The organism is Streptomyces griseoloalbus, assembly GCA_014650015.1.
GTDB lineage: Bacteria > Actinomycetota > Actinomycetes > Streptomycetales > Streptomycetaceae > Streptomyces > Streptomyces griseoloalbus.
The window spans coordinates 177,535-193,633 of the sequence record BMUD01000015.1; the positions used below are offsets into that span (position 1 = coordinate 177,535).

Below are 16,099 nucleotides of genomic sequence, written 5' to 3' on the forward strand. Positions count from 1 at the left end.
CCTGGCCCTTCAGCGTCGGGCGCGCAGCGCCTCCCCCAGCCTCCGCAGGCCCTCCGCGATCTCCTCCGGCGTCTGCGTGACGAAGCAGAGCCGCAGTGTGGCCCGGTCCGGCTCACCGGCGTAGAAGGGGGCGCCGGGGACGTACGCCACGTCGTGCCGGACGACCTCGGGGAGCAGGGCTGTGGTGTCGTACCCCTCCGGCAGGCGTGCCCACAGGAACATGCCGCCCTCGGGGCGGGTCCAGGTCGACCCGGCCGGGAGCGCGTCCGTGAGGCCCGCGAGCATCGCGTCCCGGCGTACACCGTAGGCCCCGGCGACCCGGGCGACGTGCGCGTCCAGGTCCCGGTCGGCCAGATAGCGGGCGGCGGCGAGCTGGTTGAGGGTCGGCGTGTGCAGGTCGGCGGCCTGCTTGGCGACGACGCAGGCGCGGCGCAGTTCCCCGGGCGCCCGCAGCCAGCCGAGGCGCAGGCCGGGTGCCATGATCTTGGAGAAGCTGCCGAGGAGCACGGTCCGGTCCTCGGCGCCGGGCTGGGCGGCGATCCACGGCACCCGCTCGCCCTCGAAGCGCAGCTCCCCGTACGGGTCGTCCTCGACGATCCACAGCCCGCACCGCGCGGCGACCTCGGCCACGGCGGCGCGGCGCGCGGCGGGCAGGGTGCGGCCGGTGGGGTTCTGGAAGGTGGGGACGGTGTAGAGCAGCTTGGGGCGCTCGCGCAGCACGAGCTCCTCCAGCGCCTCCGGGTCGAGACCGTGCTCGTCACCGGGCACGGCCACCACCCGGGCCCCGGCCAGCCCGAAGGCCTGGAGGGCGGCCAGGTAGCAGGGGCTTTCGACCAGCACCGTGTCGCCGGGTTCGAGCAGCGCGGTGGACAGCAGGGACAGCGCCTGCTGCGAGCCGGTGGTGACCATGAGGTCGTCCGGCGCGGTGGCCAGTCCGCGCGCCGAGGTGCGCTCGGCGAGCGCGGCCCGCAGGGCGGGTTCGCCCTCGGTGGTGGAGTACTGCAGTGCCCGCGCGGGCGCCTCGGCGAGGACGGCCCGGTACGCGGCGGCGATGCCGTCGGCGTCGAACAGCTCCGGGGCCGGCAGCCCGCCCGCGAAGTTGATCACCTCGGGGCGGGCGGTGACGGCGAGGATGTCCCGTACGGGCGAACCCCCGATCGACCGGGCCCGCGCGGCGAGCGGCGGCGGGGAGGCCGGGGCGGGGGCGGGGGAGGGGGCGGGCTGGGTCACGGTCATGTCCGCAGCCTAGAGAAGTACTTGTCGCGTACAAGCACCTTTCCGTGATGCGGACAGCCGGGGCACCGGCACCGCGTGCGCCTCCGGCAGCCGCGCGTTCGGCGCCCGGTGCGGCGGGCGCCTCGCGGTCACCCGGGCGTTGTGAGCGCGACGCGGCGCTTCGGGGAGCATGCTCGCGGCGACCGTGAGTGGTCCTTCGGCCGGTACCGCCGCCGGGACATGAGGCAGAGGAGACGTTTCGTCATGCTCAGTGGTCACGGCCGCCGGGACGGTACGGCGTCGTCCGGTGACCTTCGAGGCCGGAAGACGTCCTGGCCTTGGACGTGCCGGTCGTCCGCCGCCACCCGGTCCTAGCCGACCTCGGTCGTGCCCTCCGGAACCCACTCCTCGCCGCCCAGCGGGAACTCGTAGGCCGCACGCCCGTTGTTGCCGCTGGTACGGAAGGGGCGGCCGTTGTCGTCCAGGGTGAGCGTGCCGCTGCGGGAGCCGCTGGACCACTTCAGCTCCAGGTACCACTTGACGTCGTAGGCGGAGGCGTCGGCGTTGATGTAGTAGACCTCGGGGTCGGACTCGCTCACCTTGAACGGGAAGTCGCGGTGCCCGGAGACGGGCGTCACGAGCGGCCGCGCGGCGTCGAGGGCGACCGTGAAGGACCGCGCCGGCACGTCGCCGCCGCAGCCGACGCCGGGGTAGCCCATGGCGAAGTCGTTCCACGCGAGCGGCGACCGCTTGCCCGCCACCCGCACGGTGAGCCCCTCCACGACCACCGTCTCCGCGCCGGTCCCCTGCACGGTGAGCCGCACGTTCTGCTCCCCCGACGCCACGGCCCCGAACCTACCGACCCATCCCGGCGCGTCCTGTTCCGGCGGCGGCGGATGCACCTCGCTCGGCGGCCGGTCGATCAGATACCGCTGCGAACAGGGATCCACCCAGAAGTACGGATCGGTGCGCACGGTGAGCGGCACGACACCGCTTCCCTCGGCCGGGGCGCTCGGCGAGGACGCACCGGAGGTCGGCGTGCCGCTCCGGCCCTTGCCCTCGCCGCCCTCGGGGGACGCGGAGGCCGAGGCGGAGGCCGAGGCGGACGCGGACGCGGACGGCGTGGTGGAGCGCGAGGGTGACGAGGTGACGTCCTTGTCGTCGACGCCCGCGCCACCGGCCGGCCCCCGTCGGCCGGCCCCGTCCGTCCCGCCCTCCGGCTGACTCACGGCGAGCGCGACCCCACCGAGCACGGCGGCCACGGCGATCCCGGCGAGGACGGCGGTGCGGGTACGGCGGCGGGGGCGGGTGCGGGGTCCGGCGTCCGGGCCCCCGATCTGCGCGACCTCGTCCGCCCCGGCCGGCTCGACCTCGGCCTCGACCTCGGCCGCCCGGACCTCGACCGGCGGGACCTCGGCCGCCTGGACCTCGACCGGCCGGACCTCGCTCGGCTCGACGGAACCGGTGGGCCCCACCGGTTCCGCATCCGCGACCGCCGCACCCTCGTCGGTTCCGGCCGCCCCCGGCATCGCGGGCTTGCGCCCCCGCACCGCGTCCGCCAGCACCCACCGCCGGTGCAGCTCGACCAGCTCCTCGGGGCGCGCCTTGCACAGCCGGGCCAGCCGTTCCACCGGCGCGTAGTCCGTCGGCACCGCGTCCCCGTTGCAGTACCGGTGCAGGGTCGACGTACTCATGTGGAGCCGCTTGGCGAGCACCCCGTAGCTCAGCCCGGACCGCTTCTTCAACTCCCCCAGCAGCGCGGCGAACTCCGCCGCGGCCGTGTCCTCCGACACCGTTCCTGCCACCCCCCGCGTTTCCGCGTTCCATTCCACCGTTCCAGGGAACGGTCGTTTCCCCAGGTCACAGCGGTGTGAGCGTTCCAGCGTCCCAGATCCTCCGTCGAAGGTGGCGGCCGGGACGGATCACACCACAAGCTCTGGTCATCCAAGCACGCCGCTCCCGGCAACCGGTCGAGCGGTCACGCCAAACCCTCACTCGTGACAAGGAATTCGCCATGCGCAAGTCCCGCATCCGTCTGTTCGCCGCCACCGGAGTCGCCCTCGCCGCCCTCGCCCTCACGGCGTGCCAGGACGGGACGGGCACGACGGACGAGGGAGCGTCCGAGTCGACCGCGACGGCGACCACGGACACCTCCTCGGGCACCTCCTCGGGCACCTCCAAGGGCGACGCCACCTCCAACGAGCACGCCCAGGCCGGCGGGGCCGACAGCACCGGCGGCGGTGGAAGCACGGACGCCGAGAAGACCGGGAACACCGGAAGCACCGGCAAGGGCAGTGACAAGTCGGCCGCAACCGGCACCGGCTCCGACGACGGCCCCGAGACCCGCGTCGCCTGCAACGGCTCCAACACCACCGTCACCGCCCAGCCCGTCTCCCGCCCCGTCAACCACATGCTGATCACGGTCAAGAACACCGGTTCGCAGCCCTGCGACCTCACCTACTACCCGGTGCTGCGCTTCGACGAGATGCAGTGGGTGCCGCAGCCGGTCGAGGCGTCGCAGCCGCAGTCCGTGGTCGGCATCGACCCGGGCCAGTCCGCCTACGCGGGCGTGCTGCTGGCCTCCGCCGACGGCAGCGGCGACGGCGGGACCACGGGCCACAAGCTGACCGTCGGCTTCCAGGGCCGCACCCCGAACAGCGACGGTGGCCCGTCCGCGACCCCTTCCCTGCCCGCCAAGGGCGTGTACTACGACAGCACCCTGGCGGTGACGTACTGGCAGCAGTCGATGGAGGACGCCCTGACCTACTGAGGGCTACCGTCCGAGCCGCTGGGCCACCTCGGTGGCCCAGTAGGTGAGGATGATGCGCGCGCCGGCCCGCTTGATGCCGGTCAGCGTCTCGAGGATCGCCCGGTCCCGGTCGATCCAGCCCTTCTCGGCGGCGGCCTCGATCATCGCGTACTCGCCGGAGATCTGGTACGCCGCCACCGGCACGTCCACCGCGTCCGCGACCCGCGCCAGAATGTCCAGATACGGACCCGCCGGCTTCACCATCACCATGTCGGCGCCCTCCTCCAGGTCCAGCGCCAGCTCCCGCATCGACTCGCGGACGTTCGCCGGGTCCTGCTGGTACGTCTTCCGGTCGCCCTGGAGCGAGGAGGCGACGGCCTCCCGGAAGGGGCCGTAGAAGGCGGAGGCGTACTTGACGGTGTAGGCGAGGACGGCCACGTCCTCCCGCCCGATCTGGTCGAGGGCGTCGCGGACGACCCCGATCTGGCCGTCCATCATCCCGCTCGGCCCCACCACATGGGCGCCCGCGTCGGCCTGCACCTGCGCCATCTCGGCGTACCGCTCGAGCGTCGCGTCGTTGTCGACCCGCCCCTGCTCGTCCAGCACCCCGCAGTGCCCGTGATCCGTGGTCTCGTCGAGGCACAGGTCGGACATGACGAGCAGATCGTCCCCGACCTCGGCCCGCACATCGCGCAGGGCGACCTGGAGGATCCCGTCCGGGTCGGTCCCCGGCGTCCCCAGGGCGTCCTTCTTCGACTCCTCCGGCACCCCGAACAGCATGATCCCGGAGACCCCGGCCGCCACGGCGTCCGCCGCCGCCTTCTTCAGGCTGTCGCGCGTGTGCTGCACGACGCCCGGCATCGTCGCGATCGGCACCGGTTCGCTCACGCCCTCGCGCACGAAGGCGGGCAGGACCAGATCGGCGGGGTGCAACCTGGTCTCGGCGACCATGCGCCGCATGGCGGGGGTGGTCCGCAGACGCCGCGGACGCGTGCCGGGGAAGGATCCGTACGTCGTCATATCACCTACGCTACGCCCGGCCCACCCGTGCCTTTGCCGACGCCGAGTCGGCGCCCCGGGCCCGCGTGCGCGCCACCGGCCGGGGGTCCATGCTGGTGGAGAAGGGCCCCGCACCGACCCCACGGCCGACCCACGCCCCAGGACGGACCCCGACGGCAGCTCGCCCCCGCCGCCCATCCGGACGCCTGACAGCAGTCCGCCGCCGTCCCTCCGTACGCGCGCCACGGAGGACGCGATGACCACCACGCACCACATCCCCGACCTGTTCGCCCTCTCGGAGATCCGCGGCCCGGTCCTGCGCCCCGGCGACGACGGCTACGCCGAGGAGGTCACCGGTTTCAACCTGGCCGCACTGCACACCCCGGACGTGGTCGTCGTCGCGGCCGGCACCGCCGACGTCGTGACCGCGCTGCGCTGGGCGTCGGCCACCGGCACCCCGGTCGCCGTCCAGGCCACCGGCCACGGCGCCAACTTCCCCATCGACCACGGCCTGCTGATCAGCACCGCCCGCATGACCGACGTACGGGTCGACCCGGAGCGACGCACCGCGACGATCGCCGCCGGCGCGAAATGGCGGGACGTCCTCGCCGCGACCGCACCGCACGGTCTGGCCCCGCTGACCGGCACCTCCACGGACGCCGGCGCGGTCGGCTACACGGTGGGCGGCGGCCTGCCGGTGCTCGGCCGGACCTACGGCTACGCCACGGACCTGGTCCGCTCCTTCCAGGTCGTCACCCCCGACGGCACCCTCCGGGAGACGGACCCGGACCACGAACCGGAACTGTTCTGGGCGCTGCGCGGCGGCAAGGGCAATGTGGGCGTGGTGACCTCCCTGGTCACCGAACTGATCCCGCTGCGCACGGTGCTCGGCGGCGGGATCTACTACCCGGGCGAACACGCCGAGGCCGTCCTGACCGCCTGGGCGGAATGGACACGGACGGTCCCGGAGCAGATGTGCAGCGCGTTCGGCGTCCTCCGGCTGCCGCCGATCCCCCAGCTCCCCGAACCACTGCGCGGCCGCTTCTGGGCCCGTGTCGCGGTCACCTGGACCGGTGAGCTCGCCGAGGGCGAGGACCTGCTGACACCGGTCCGGTCGGCCGCGCCGGTGTCGGTCGACTGGGCGCGGGAGATGCCGTACACGGACGTCGACAGCATCTACATGGAGCCGCAGGACCCGCTCCCCGGCCGCGAGTCGTGCTCCCTGCTGCGCGAACTGACGCCGGACGCGATCCGCGCCTTCCTGGGCCAGGTGGGCCCCGCCGTCCCCGACTGCCCGCTGCTGGTTGCCCAGCTCCGCCACATGGGCGGCGCCCTGTCCCGCCCCGCGAGGACGGAGGACGCGATCTGCTCGCGCGACGCGGCCCACTTCCTGGAGGCCGTCGCGGTCATCGCCGCCCCGCCCGACGCCGAGGCGGTCGAACGCGCCACGGCGTCACTGCACACGGCGATGGCCCCGTACGGCACGGGCCGCACGATGGTCAACATCCACGGCACCCCGGGCGACGCGACGGACCGCGCACGGGCCTGGACCCCGGAGGTCCACGACCGCCTGCGCCGCGCCAAGCAGACCTACGACCCGGCCCACCTCCTCCGCTTCGGCCACACGGTGTGAGTACCGTTCCCTCTGCTGCGGTCACGCCACCGAGAGGAACGCCATGCGGCTTCGCTGCGCCGTGCTCGACGACTTCCAGGACATCGCCACCACCATCGCCGACTGGAGCCCCGTCCAGGACCGCGTGGAGGTCACCGGCTTCACCGGGCACTTCGCCACGGAGGACGAACTGGCCGCGGCGCTCGCGGACTTCGACATCGCGGTGACGCTGCGGGAACGCGTCCCGTTCCGCGCCTCCCTGCTCGACCGGCTGCCCCGGCTCAAGCTGCTCATCGCGTCCGGCATGCGCAACTCGGTCATCGACTACGCGGCAGCCGAGCGCAACGGCGTCACGGTCTGCGGCACCCAGAGTTCCTCCATCCCGCCGGTGGAGCTGACCTGGGCGCTCCTGCTCGGGCTGGCCCGCGGCATCGTCACGGAGCACAACGCCCTGCGCACGGGCGGACCTTGGCAGTCGACGGTCGGCGCCGACCTGCACGGTCGTCGCCTCGGTCTGCTCGGCCTGGGAAAGATCGGCAGCCGGGTGGCGCGGGTGGGGCTCGCCTTCGGCATGGAGGTCACGGCGTGGAGCCCGCACCTCACCAAGGAGCGCGCGGACGAGGTGGGCGTGGAACTGGCCGCCTCGAAGGAGGAGTTGCTGCGCGGCGGTGACTTCGTCTCGCTGCACCTGGTGCTGGCCGAGAGCACGCGGGGCCTGCTGGGCGCCGCCGACCTCGCCCTCCTGAAGCCGACCGCGTACCTGATCAACACGTCCCGCGCGGCGCTGGTCGACCAGGACGCGCTGCTCGCGGCGCTGCGCGAGGGCCGGATCGCGGGCGCCGGAGTCGACGTCTTCGACATCGAGCCGCTGCCCGCGGACCATCCGATGCGCACCGCGCCCCGGTTGCTGGCCACCCCGCACCTCGGCTATGTCTCGCAGGCCAACTACCGCACGTATTACGGCCAGGCGGTCGAGAACATCGAGGCCTACCTGGCCGGTGCCCCGGTCCGCCGCCTCGGCTGACGCCACCGGAGCCGGCGTCGCCGAGACGGCCGCTCAGCGGCGTGGCTCCGGGTCAGAACTCACTGGCGTGGAACACCCGCCACACCTGGGACAGGTGCACCCCGCCGCCCCACATCCGGGTCAGGCCGAGCAGCTTGTCGTTCAGCTGGTGGTGTTCGGCGAGGGCGAGCGCGAACCGTGGGTGCACGACGGAGATGATGACGTAGCTGTCGGAACTGACGTCCTGGCGGACGAACCTCCAGTTCTGGTGGAGGCTGTCGGTGAGCGTTTTCAGAGTGGCCACTGGTCGGGTGACGGGGTGAGCCGAAGCGCGGTAGCTGTCACATAGGCAAGCTTGTTGTCACCGGCGAGGCCGGAGGTGCGTACAGGCAAGACTTCGGCAACGACGACTTCGCCGCACTCACGGCATGAACGACCGGCCTGCGGGCCAGAGATGAGCCCCGGCCGTGTGGAACCGGGCGCTCGGAGCCGCACGTCCCCCCGTACATGCTGATCGTCCTGGGGATACTCTTCGCCGTCGCGCCCGCCGTCGTCTGGATGACGATCGCCCGCACCCGCGCCGTCGGCTTCGCGATCGGCGGCACGCTGCTCGTCGGAGCCGATCTGCTGATCAGTGTCCAGCAGGGCTGGATCGACGCCCCCAGACCCGACGCCCATCTCGTGTTCACGGCTCTCGCGCCCTTGCTCATCGCCTGCGGCGCGGGACTGGAAGGACGGCACGAGAACTCTCCTCCCCCGGAATGGATCTCCCGCCGCAACGGAGCGATCGGCTTCCTGGGGACGCAGTTCGCCCTCACCCTCGTGGTCGGCCTCCTGTACGCGCTGATGATCAGCGAAGGCTCAGACGCCCCGCCGTCCAAGGCCCTCCCCTCGTTGCCGCCAGGCATCAGCATGGTCAACGAAGGCACCAGTTGCGGTTCCGGCGGCTGCTGGCGCGCTGCGACGGTCACCAGCGAGGACGGCCTGTCCCGCCCGGAGATCATCCGCGAGCTGGGCCTCCAGCAGGAGAGCTGCCGCCCCAGCGGCTGGCTGCTCGACTGGCGTGACGTGTGCGTCGGAGCCAGGGACAATGGTCAGAACGTCACCATCTACGCCAGCTGGGGACACTGAAACGTCGTTTCCCAGTCGGCCACGGTGGTCCTGAACGAGGATCTGTGACAAGCCGCGTGCCTCACTGATGACAATCAGACTGCTTCGACCGGTCTCACACACCAGCTCAATCAGCTCTGCCGGTGACAACCGCTGTGCTTTGGCTCACGGGGTGGTCTCCGCAACGCACGAGGCTCCTGTGCCGTTGGGAGAGGTGTTCGATGTCTCAACTCATCAGCGCAGGAGCCTCGTTGGTCCCCTATCCTGCCGCACTCGACCTCCCGCACGACCTGGTCGAGTGGGTAACCATGCTCATCGTCACCCGTGAGGGTGACCGCCGCTGCAAGCTCCCGCCACACCAGCGTGCTCTCGTCGGCTTGGTCTACCTTCGCCGGCACGACACGCTCGCGCAGATCGCCGCCGGTTTCGGCATATCCGTCGGCACTGCCCACGCCTACGTCACCGCCGTCGTCGCCCATCTGTCCCGCCGGGCGCCCGGGCTGCTGCGGGTCCTGCGGGAGACGGATCCCGATCACGTCCTGCTCGACGGAACGCTCGCCGAATGCGACCGGGTCGGTGACAGCCGGGCCGACTTCTCCCAGAAGCACCGCCGCCACGGCGTGAACGTGCAGGTCGTGGCTGACCCTGCGGGCCAGCTGCTGTGGATCTCGCCCGCACTGCCCGGCCGCACCCATGACCTGACCGCGGCCCGCATCCACCGCATCATCCGGATCTGCGAACGCCAAGGCGTACCCGTCCTCGCCGACCGCGCCTACATCGGGGCCGGCTCATGGGTGACCACGCCGATCAGACGCCTTCCGCACCAGGACCTCACCGCGACCCAGCGGACGATCAACCGTGCCCTGTCAGCGGCACGAGCACCGGTCGAACGAAGCGTCGCGAGACTGAAGTCCTGGCGCGTCTTCCGCAGAGCCCGCTGCAGCCCCAACCGCATGACGGTCATGGCCGCTGCCGTCCTCACCCTGGAGCGTCAACGCTGAAAACGCTCGGTGCGCTCCTGGAAGGTGACGATGTCCGACGGCTTGGCGCCGACGGTCAGGCAGCGGCGGTTGGCGAACGATTCGATCCGTGCGGTCCCGTCCCCGTTCTCCACCAGGTACCACTTGTGGCCCGTGGTGTTCGTCCGGAACGGGAACTCGGCCCAGTTCTGCACGTGGTTGTTGACGCCGTCGTGCCAGTCGTTGCACATGAAGTACGTCCCGGTGACGTGATGGGACATCCCCACCGGGCCGATGGGCAGCGCCGTGATCATGTCGGGCACGAGTGACTCCTCGTCTCTCGGTTCGGGCCGGACGGCCCTGTACGCGAGAAGCCTTCACACCCGCCCACCACCCCAACCAACGGGCGGAGTCGCACCACGGCACTCCGCGCCCACCTGCGCACTCCGCGCCCACCTGCGCACTCGGCGCACTCCGCGCACACACCGGCACACGACGCAACGCCGTACGCCTCACGGCCCGGCCAGCACCTGCCGCACGAACTCCGCCAAATGTGCCCGCAGTTCGTCCCGGCCCATCCCGCGCGCCCCTGCGAGGTACTCGACCAGGTCCGCCCGTACGGCGGCCAGCAGGGCGTGCGCGGCGAAGTCGCCGTCGGCGAGACCGGGGACGCCGGCCAGCGCGGACCGCAGCAGACCGTGCCATCGCTCGTAGTGCTCCGCCTGGTAGGGACTGTCGGCCCCGGCCCCTTCCAGCGCCAGCGCGAGATGGCGGTGGTCGAGCTTGAAGCACAGGACGGCGTCGAGCAGCGCGGGCACGCGCTCCGGCGCGGGCGTGCCGGGACCCAGCGGAGGCGGTCCCTCCGCCACGGCCCGCTCCAGGGGCTCCAGCCGCGCCGCGTACAGCGCGCGGATCAGCGCCGTGCGGTCGCCGAAGGCACGGAACAGCGTTCCCTTGCCGACGCCGGCCGCCGCCGCGACATCCGACATCGTGACGTCGTCGGGGCTCTCGCAGCGGGCGAAGAGGTCGTCCGCGGCGGCGAGCAGCGCCGCCCGGTTGCGGGCCGCGTCCTTGCGCGGCTTGCGCTCGGTCATGCGATCCCCGCTCCTTCCTCCGTGATCGTCCTCCCGCGATTGCAAAGCGGACCACCGGTCCGTATCGTTCGGGAGAACGGAAAGCGGACCGACGGTCCGCATTTTACGGGACGGAGACACCCATGCCCGCGCTCACCCCCGACGCCTCCCCGGAAGCGATCTACCGCCAAGGCCTGCGCCTGCTGCTCGACAAGGACGTGCCCGCGTGGGTCGACCTGTGGGCCGAGGACGGGGTCATGGAGTTCCCCTTCGCCCCCGAGGGCTGGCCCCGGCGGCTGGAGGGCAAGGAAGCGGTCGCCGCGTACATGCGCGACTACCCCGATCACATCGACCTCCAGGACATCCCCGACCTGCGCATCCACCGCACCACCGACCCCGGGACCCTCGTCGTCGAAATGCGCGCCGTGGGCCGCGTCGTGGGCACCGGCCGCCCCTACGACATGACCTACATCGCCGTCGTGACCTTCCGGGACGGTCTCATCACGGGCTACCGCGACTACTGGAACCCGCTCGCCGTGCAGGAGCCCGGCGTCGACTTCACCGGGAGCACCCGATGACCTCCATCGGCCCCGTCCTCGTCATCGGCGCCACCGGCACCACCGGCAGCCGTACCGCCGCACAGCTCCTCGCCGCCGGCCACCGCGTCCGCGCGGCCGGCCGCCGGGGCGTCGCACTCCCCGGCGCGGAAGCGGCCCGCTTCGACTGGTACGACCCCACCACCCACGACGACGCCCTCACCGGCACCGACCGCGTCTACCTCGTCCCACCCATCGGCGACCCGGACCCGGCGGCGGTCATGCTGCCCTTCCTCGAACGCGCCCGCACCCTCGGCCTGCGCCGCGCGGTCCTGCTCAGCTCCTCGGCCGTCCCCGAGGGCGGCCCGGCGGTGGGCACGGTGCACCAGGCCCTCCCGTCCCTCTTCGACGAGTGGGCGGTCCTGCGCCCCTCCTGGTTCATGCAGAACTTCACCGGCACCCACCTCCACGCCACCACGATCCGCGCGACCGGCACCTTCGCGACCGCCGCCGGCGACGGCCGCGTCGCCTACGTCGACGCCGACGACATCGCCGCGGTCACCCTCCACGCCCTGACCGACACCGACGCCCCGAACACCGACCTCGTCCTGACCGGCCCCGAGGCCCTCACCCACGACGACATCGCCACGACCCTCACCGAGGTCACCGGCCGCCCCGTCACCCACCACCGCCTGACCGTGGCCCAGCTCCGCGACCGCCTCACCGAACTGGCGGGCATACCCGCGGAGTTCGCCTCCCTGCTGGCCGACATGGACCGCGCCATCGCGAACGGCGCCGAGGACCGCACCACCGACACCGTCCACCACCTCACGGGCCGCCCACCCCACGACTTCCGCATGGTCGCCGAACGGGAGACCGCACGCGTCCCCTAGACGAATGAGTCCGATGTGTTCAGTGATCGAATGCCACGGCCATCGCGAGGACTCGCTGAGCGACGCGGACGGCGACGCCCTCAAAGGTGCGTCCGCCGTGCTGTTCGAGGTCCAGCTGCCCTTTGAGGGTGTCGTTCACAGACTCGATCATCTGCCGCACCGACTTTGAGGAGAGGCTCGCCCTTGCGCTTCTTCTCCCGCTTGAACGACGGCCGCAGCAGTTCGATCCCGTGCATGGCCAGGTCGTTCTCTCCTTGGCAGCGAAGCCCTTGTCGGCGATCAGCAGCAGGCCGGGCCGACAGGCGATCAGGTCCTCCTCGACATCGAGCATGGCCTGGAGTACCTCGCGCTCGTCCAGCTTCGGATTCGCCAGCGCCCACAGGATCGGCATCCCGGTCGGCGTGCAGGCCACTCTTCTCGCTCCTGGACGTCAGCCGAGGTTGGATTCTCGGGCAGGGAAGAAGTCGGCGCTCTGGACGTACTCCATGGCCTTGGTGAACTCCGGGTCGGCGAGGCGGTGTTCCATTTCCTGCGGGCTCAGATCCTCCACACGGGCCTGGATCCAGTACAGGTTGCCCAGCGGATCGCGTACCCGCCCGACCCGGTCTCCGAAGAACAGGTGGGTGACCTCGGTGACCGAGGTGCCGCCGGCCGCAACGGCCTGACGGTGCACCGCGTCGGCGTCCTCGACGTAAAGGCGGAGGAAGCCAGGGGTCGGCGGCCACTCCGGCCGCGCGTCGAACATCATCACCACTGAGTCGCCGATCCGTACCTCCGCATGCTCGATGGCCCCGTCCTTGCCCGCAAGGCAGGCGAGCTCCTCCGCGCCGAAGGCCCTCTTCATGTAGTCGATGAGCTGCACCGTGTCGCGCGAGATGATCCACGGCGTCACGGTGTGGTAGCCCTGGGGAACCGACTTGACGGCCATCTGACTGCCTCCTGGGGTGCGAGTGCCTCAACGCGGGGATGACGCTAACCCTCATCTAGGTCAGCCCCGGTCCTAGCACCACTCCGTGCCGCAAGCCGTCCCGCCTGGCCACGCCCACGCCTGTGCGGGCAGGCACGGGCTCAGGCCGCGCACGGGGTCCCGTTGACTGCCGGCGCGGCAGGGCGGCAGTCGCGGCAGCGGCCGGGGGACGGGGCGCGGAAGACGCGGTCGCAGCCGTCGCAGTCCTGGAAGGGGTGTCTGCCGTGGGGGACGATGCCGGTGTCCGCCACCGGTACGGGGGCGGGCGGGAGGTGCGGGGGCAGGAGCTCGCGGAGGCGGTAGGCGATCACTCCGGCCGGGTGTTTCATCAGCACCGGCAGGTCGGCGGTCAGGGTGTGGTGGACGGCGGCGGGGGTGGCGCCTCGTTTGAGCCAGTCGACGACACCTGGGGCCATTCTGTTCACGTCGCGGAGGGAGAGGGTGAGTCGCGGGTCAGTGCGACGCAGGCCGGCGAGCAGCGTGACCGCCTTCTCGTGCAACTCGTCACGAGGAGCGTCGTCACGGGGCTGGGCTACCGGTTCGGGCTGGTCAGGAGTGGGCGGTTGGTGGCCGGCTTGGTCGTCCTCCTGTGGCGGTTCCCCGGCCTCCGCAGCGACCGCCGCCTCGTGCGCCCCCGCGTGGACCTCGACCGGCCCGACAGGGACAGGCCTTCCCGTCAGGCGCACGGACGACGGCGTGTGGTGGGCGTACGTACGCGTCACCAGGCGGCCCGCCTCCGTGTGCTCACGGACCCTCTCCAGATAGCCGTGCGCCTCCAGCTCCCTCAGCGCGAACGCGATCCGGTCCCGCCCCTCGGGGAAGCGCTCCGCGAGGCTGCGGATGTCGACCGGGGCGCCCTCGGGCACCGACAGGATGTGCGCCGCCAGCCCGATCGCCGTCAGCGACAACTCACGGTGCTGGGCCAGGTGGTGGCCGATCACCACGTACTGCCCGGACTGGTACGTGCGTACGTGTGTGACACCGGAGGGGGTGGTGCTGCGTCGAACACCCTGAATCGGGCGCGGGACGGGGCTAGTCTTCTTCTCAGCCATAGGGAAGGTTCTGCTTCCTCGTTGGTCAGGCCCTCGCACTGGGATGCCAGTCCCGGCGAGGGCCGATGCATGTAGGGGCTTGTGAGAGCACCGAGTTGCCGTGCTCTCGGGCTGAGCCTGCACGCCCGAACCACCGACACGCCAGCCACATCCGCCGGTTTCACCCGCTCGAGTGACCTACGCGAGGTTTGGTTTGGTTGGTTGGTTTTTTCCCGGGGTTCTTTGGTCTTTTACCGCCCGCAGCCCCTGAGCCCAAACCGCCGCATCCCGCACTTCCCGGCGCCGGTGGGCCGTCCGGTTGGTGCGCGCACGAAGGATCCCCCGCACCCCTGCCGTAACCCGAGCGATGAGGGAGGGAGTACCGCTCGATTCGCCTCACGCCCCCTTCCCGCACGTCGCGTACACGATGTTGGATACGTCCTCGTCCTCACGACCCGCCGAATCTCAGGACAGGTACTCTCCGCGACTCGGACAGACTCGTAGACAGCTCAATCACGTGCGACGAGGACACCGCGACCACTGACACACGGGACGAGGGGGCGTATGCAGCAGGCACCGAGGGACCGTTGGGCCATCCCCTCGAAGATCGGCTATGTCACTGCCGCACAGAACGCACACTTCGTGGCAGCCCCGCTGCTGGCCGCCGCGGCCATCGGCATCGCCGGCGTGATGGCCGCCGACGGTGACAAGTTCCGCTGGCCCGGACCAGCCATGATGCTGATGACCGTGTGCGCGGTCCTGTTCATCTCCTGTATCCAGAGCAGCTTCAACGCGGCCACGCACCTCTTCAACTCGGCGGACCTCGACGCCTGGTACGGGACGTCCGATAAACCGCCCGAGACCGTGCTGATGCAGGTACAGCAACGTGACTTCCAGATCTGGAAAAGCTCGTCCCGCAGGGCGGTCAGGCTCTACAACTGGGGTGTGGTGACCCTCGGCATGGGTACGGCCGCCGCGCTGGCCCCGCACGAGAGTGCCTCGTTCGAGCATGCGGCATGTCGCTGGACCGCCTGCGCGGTCGTGGTCATCGCTACAGTGCGCGTGGCCGTCACCACAGCGCTGGAGGCCCGGCGAGTCCGACGCAGGCAACACGGCCGAAGGGACGAGCAGTGAGTTACGGCATCGACTGGGATGACGACTTCGACGACCGCGTGACCACGTACTGCCCACTCTGCCACGGCGCGTACATGCCCAAGTGGGGCACGGACGGGACGTACTTCGGTCACGTGCCCGACTGTGAGGCGCGGATCCTCTCCACGGAGACCCTGCTCCGGCTGTACAGGAGCGAAGCCGACGTCCGCGCCGAGATCGACCGCCGACGGTCGACGGGTTCGCCCTGAAGGAGGGGCCAGGACGCGGGTTCTCGTGCGGCTCACGCGGCACCGGCGCCGATCACCGGCCGAGATCCAGCTCCGCCCACACGGTCTTGGACGGGACCGGGCCGCTCCGTACACCCCAACGGTCGGCCAGCTCCCGGACCAGCAACAGGCCGTGGCCGGACTCGGCGGGCTCCGAGGGGGCGTCCCGGCACACGGGCAGGGCCTCGCCCCGGGTGTCGGTCACCTCGATACGCAGCACCCCGTGCGCGGTGACGATGAGGGTAAGCCGGAAGCTCCGGCCGGGGACACGGCCGTGCAGCGCGGCGTTCGCGGCGAGTTCGGCGACGACCAACCGGGCAGGGTCCAACGGCACCTCCCAGGCGCCCAGTTGCTCGGCGGCGAGCAGCCGGGCGAGACGGGCACCCCGACGGGTGGCGGACAGCGGCACGGAGAACTGGTGCAGCGGGGTGCGAGGCGCGGTGATTTCCTGGTTCACATCACCGAGAGTGTCCATTCACATGCTCTTCGTGAAGGTGGGCGGCCCGTGCGGCCGACGGCTGTCCGTGGCGCGTCCGGTCCCGTCCGGGCTGCCCGGGGAGAGGCGCGGGGGCC

General features: G+C 71.5%; 18 protein-coding genes and 1 pseudogene. 9 read left to right on the forward strand and 10 right to left on the reverse strand.

What is annotated here, in order from left to right; genetic code table 11:
• Positions 1–9 precede the first annotated feature (9 nt).
• Positions 10–1,236 (reverse strand): aminotransferase-like domain-containing protein, encoded by a 1,227-nt coding sequence (locus tag IE178_RS23135; protein ID WP_193513621.1) that lies wholly within the window; start codon positions 1,234–1,236, stop codon positions 10–12.
• A gap of 350 nt (positions 1,237–1,586) precedes the next feature.
• The gene (locus IE178_RS23140; protein WP_193513622.1) at positions 1,587–3,008 is read right to left on the reverse strand and encodes a helix-turn-helix domain-containing protein; all 1,422 of its coding nucleotides are present in this window, start codon (positions 3,006–3,008) and stop codon (positions 1,587–1,589) included.
• A gap of 221 nt (positions 3,009–3,229) precedes the next feature.
• Here IE178_RS23140 and IE178_RS23145 point away from each other — a divergent pair, with 221 nt between their 5' ends.
• Positions 3,230–3,985, forward strand: a complete 756-nt coding sequence (locus IE178_RS23145; RefSeq protein WP_193513623.1) for a DUF4232 domain-containing protein — start codon at positions 3,230–3,232, stop codon at positions 3,983–3,985.
• Between the two features lie 3 nt (positions 3,986–3,988).
• Here the strand turns inward: IE178_RS23145 and hemB are convergent, their stop codons facing one another.
• Positions 3,989–4,984, reverse strand: coding sequence for a porphobilinogen synthase (hemB, locus tag IE178_RS23150; RefSeq protein WP_193513624.1), 996 nt, complete (start codon positions 4,982–4,984; stop codon positions 3,989–3,991).
• Between the two features lie 235 nt (positions 4,985–5,219).
• Between hemB and IE178_RS23155 the strand changes: the two genes are divergently transcribed.
• Together IE178_RS23155 and IE178_RS23160 are read left to right on the forward strand one after the other, a co-directional pair.
• On the forward strand, positions 5,220–6,596 hold the full coding sequence (locus tag IE178_RS23155; protein WP_193513625.1) for an FAD-binding oxidoreductase: 1,377 nt from the start codon (positions 5,220–5,222) through the stop codon (positions 6,594–6,596).
• A gap of 43 nt (positions 6,597–6,639) precedes the next feature.
• Positions 6,640–7,599 (forward strand): D-2-hydroxyacid dehydrogenase family protein, encoded by a 960-nt coding sequence (locus IE178_RS23160; RefSeq protein WP_193513626.1) that lies wholly within the window; start codon positions 6,640–6,642, stop codon positions 7,597–7,599.
• 52 nt (positions 7,600–7,651) lie between these two features.
• Here the strand turns inward: IE178_RS23160 and IE178_RS23165 are convergent, their stop codons facing one another.
• Positions 7,652–7,882, reverse strand: coding sequence for a hypothetical protein (locus tag IE178_RS23165; RefSeq protein ID WP_193513627.1), 231 nt, complete (start codon positions 7,880–7,882; stop codon positions 7,652–7,654).
• A gap of 203 nt (positions 7,883–8,085) precedes the next feature.
• Between IE178_RS23165 and IE178_RS23170 the strand changes: the two genes are divergently transcribed.
• Entirely contained in the window at positions 8,086–8,709 is a 624-nt protein-coding gene (locus IE178_RS23170) for a hypothetical protein (protein ID WP_193513628.1), read from the forward strand.
• A gap of 230 nt (positions 8,710–8,939) precedes the next feature.
• A complete protein-coding gene (locus IE178_RS23175; RefSeq protein WP_193513629.1) occupies positions 8,940–9,689 on the forward strand; it encodes a transposase family protein in 750 nt (249 codons plus the stop codon).
• Here IE178_RS23175 and IE178_RS23180 read toward each other — a convergent pair.
• Positions 9,680–9,970, reverse strand: a complete 291-nt coding sequence (locus IE178_RS23180) for an RICIN domain-containing protein (protein WP_193513630.1) — start codon at positions 9,968–9,970, stop codon at positions 9,680–9,682. The two genes, IE178_RS23175 and IE178_RS23180, sit on opposite strands and share 10 nt — an antisense overlap.
• Positions 9,971–10,159: 189 nt before the next feature.
• On the reverse strand, positions 10,160–10,741 hold the full coding sequence (locus IE178_RS23185; protein ID WP_193513631.1) for a TetR/AcrR family transcriptional regulator: 582 nt from the start codon (positions 10,739–10,741) through the stop codon (positions 10,160–10,162).
• Between the two features lie 122 nt (positions 10,742–10,863).
• Between IE178_RS23185 and IE178_RS23190 the strand changes: the two genes are divergently transcribed.
• Both IE178_RS23190 and IE178_RS23195 read left to right on the forward strand, forming a co-directional pair.
• The gene (locus tag IE178_RS23190) at positions 10,864–11,298 is read left to right on the forward strand and encodes a nuclear transport factor 2 family protein (RefSeq protein WP_193513632.1); all 435 of its coding nucleotides are present in this window, start codon (positions 10,864–10,866) and stop codon (positions 11,296–11,298) included.
• Positions 11,295–12,149 carry an NmrA family NAD(P)-binding protein gene (locus IE178_RS23195; RefSeq protein ID WP_193513633.1) on the forward strand — a complete coding sequence of 285 codons (855 nt, stop codon included), beginning with the start codon at positions 11,295–11,297 and terminating at the stop codon, positions 12,147–12,149. The genes IE178_RS23190 and IE178_RS23195 overlap by 4 nt, the downstream gene beginning before the upstream one ends.
• Before the next feature lie 19 nt (positions 12,150–12,168).
• Here IE178_RS23195 and IE178_RS23200 read toward each other — a convergent pair.
• The 3 genes and pseudogenes from IE178_RS23200 to IE178_RS23210 all read right to left on the reverse strand — a co-directional run.
• A pseudogene (locus tag IE178_RS23200) lies at positions 12,169–12,561 on the reverse strand (IS982 family transposase); the annotation flags it as partial.
• An 18-nt stretch (positions 12,562–12,579) separates the two neighbouring features.
• The gene (locus tag IE178_RS23205) at positions 12,580–13,077 is read right to left on the reverse strand and encodes a VOC family protein (RefSeq protein ID WP_193513634.1); all 498 of its coding nucleotides are present in this window, start codon (positions 13,075–13,077) and stop codon (positions 12,580–12,582) included.
• A 140-nt stretch (positions 13,078–13,217) separates the two neighbouring features.
• Complete coding sequence (locus IE178_RS23210; protein ID WP_193513635.1) at positions 13,218–14,168, reverse strand: helix-turn-helix domain-containing protein; 951 nt, start codon at positions 14,166–14,168, stop codon at positions 13,218–13,220.
• A 543-nt stretch (positions 14,169–14,711) separates the two neighbouring features.
• Between IE178_RS23210 and IE178_RS23215 the strand changes: the two genes are divergently transcribed.
• Positions 14,712–15,281: a hypothetical protein gene (locus IE178_RS23215; RefSeq protein ID WP_193513636.1), complete on the forward strand. Its 570-nt coding sequence runs from the start codon at positions 14,712–14,714 to the stop codon at positions 15,279–15,281.
• Entirely contained in the window at positions 15,278–15,508 is a 231-nt protein-coding gene (locus IE178_RS23220; protein WP_193513637.1) for a hypothetical protein, read from the forward strand. The genes IE178_RS23215 and IE178_RS23220 overlap by 4 nt, the downstream gene beginning before the upstream one ends.
• A gap of 52 nt (positions 15,509–15,560) precedes the next feature.
• On the opposite strand, the gene IE178_RS23225 is transcribed toward IE178_RS23220, so the two are convergent.
• Positions 15,561–16,001, reverse strand: a complete 441-nt coding sequence (locus IE178_RS23225; protein ID WP_193513638.1) for an ATP-binding protein — start codon at positions 15,999–16,001, stop codon at positions 15,561–15,563.
• Between the last annotated feature and the right edge of the window lie 98 nt (positions 16,002–16,099).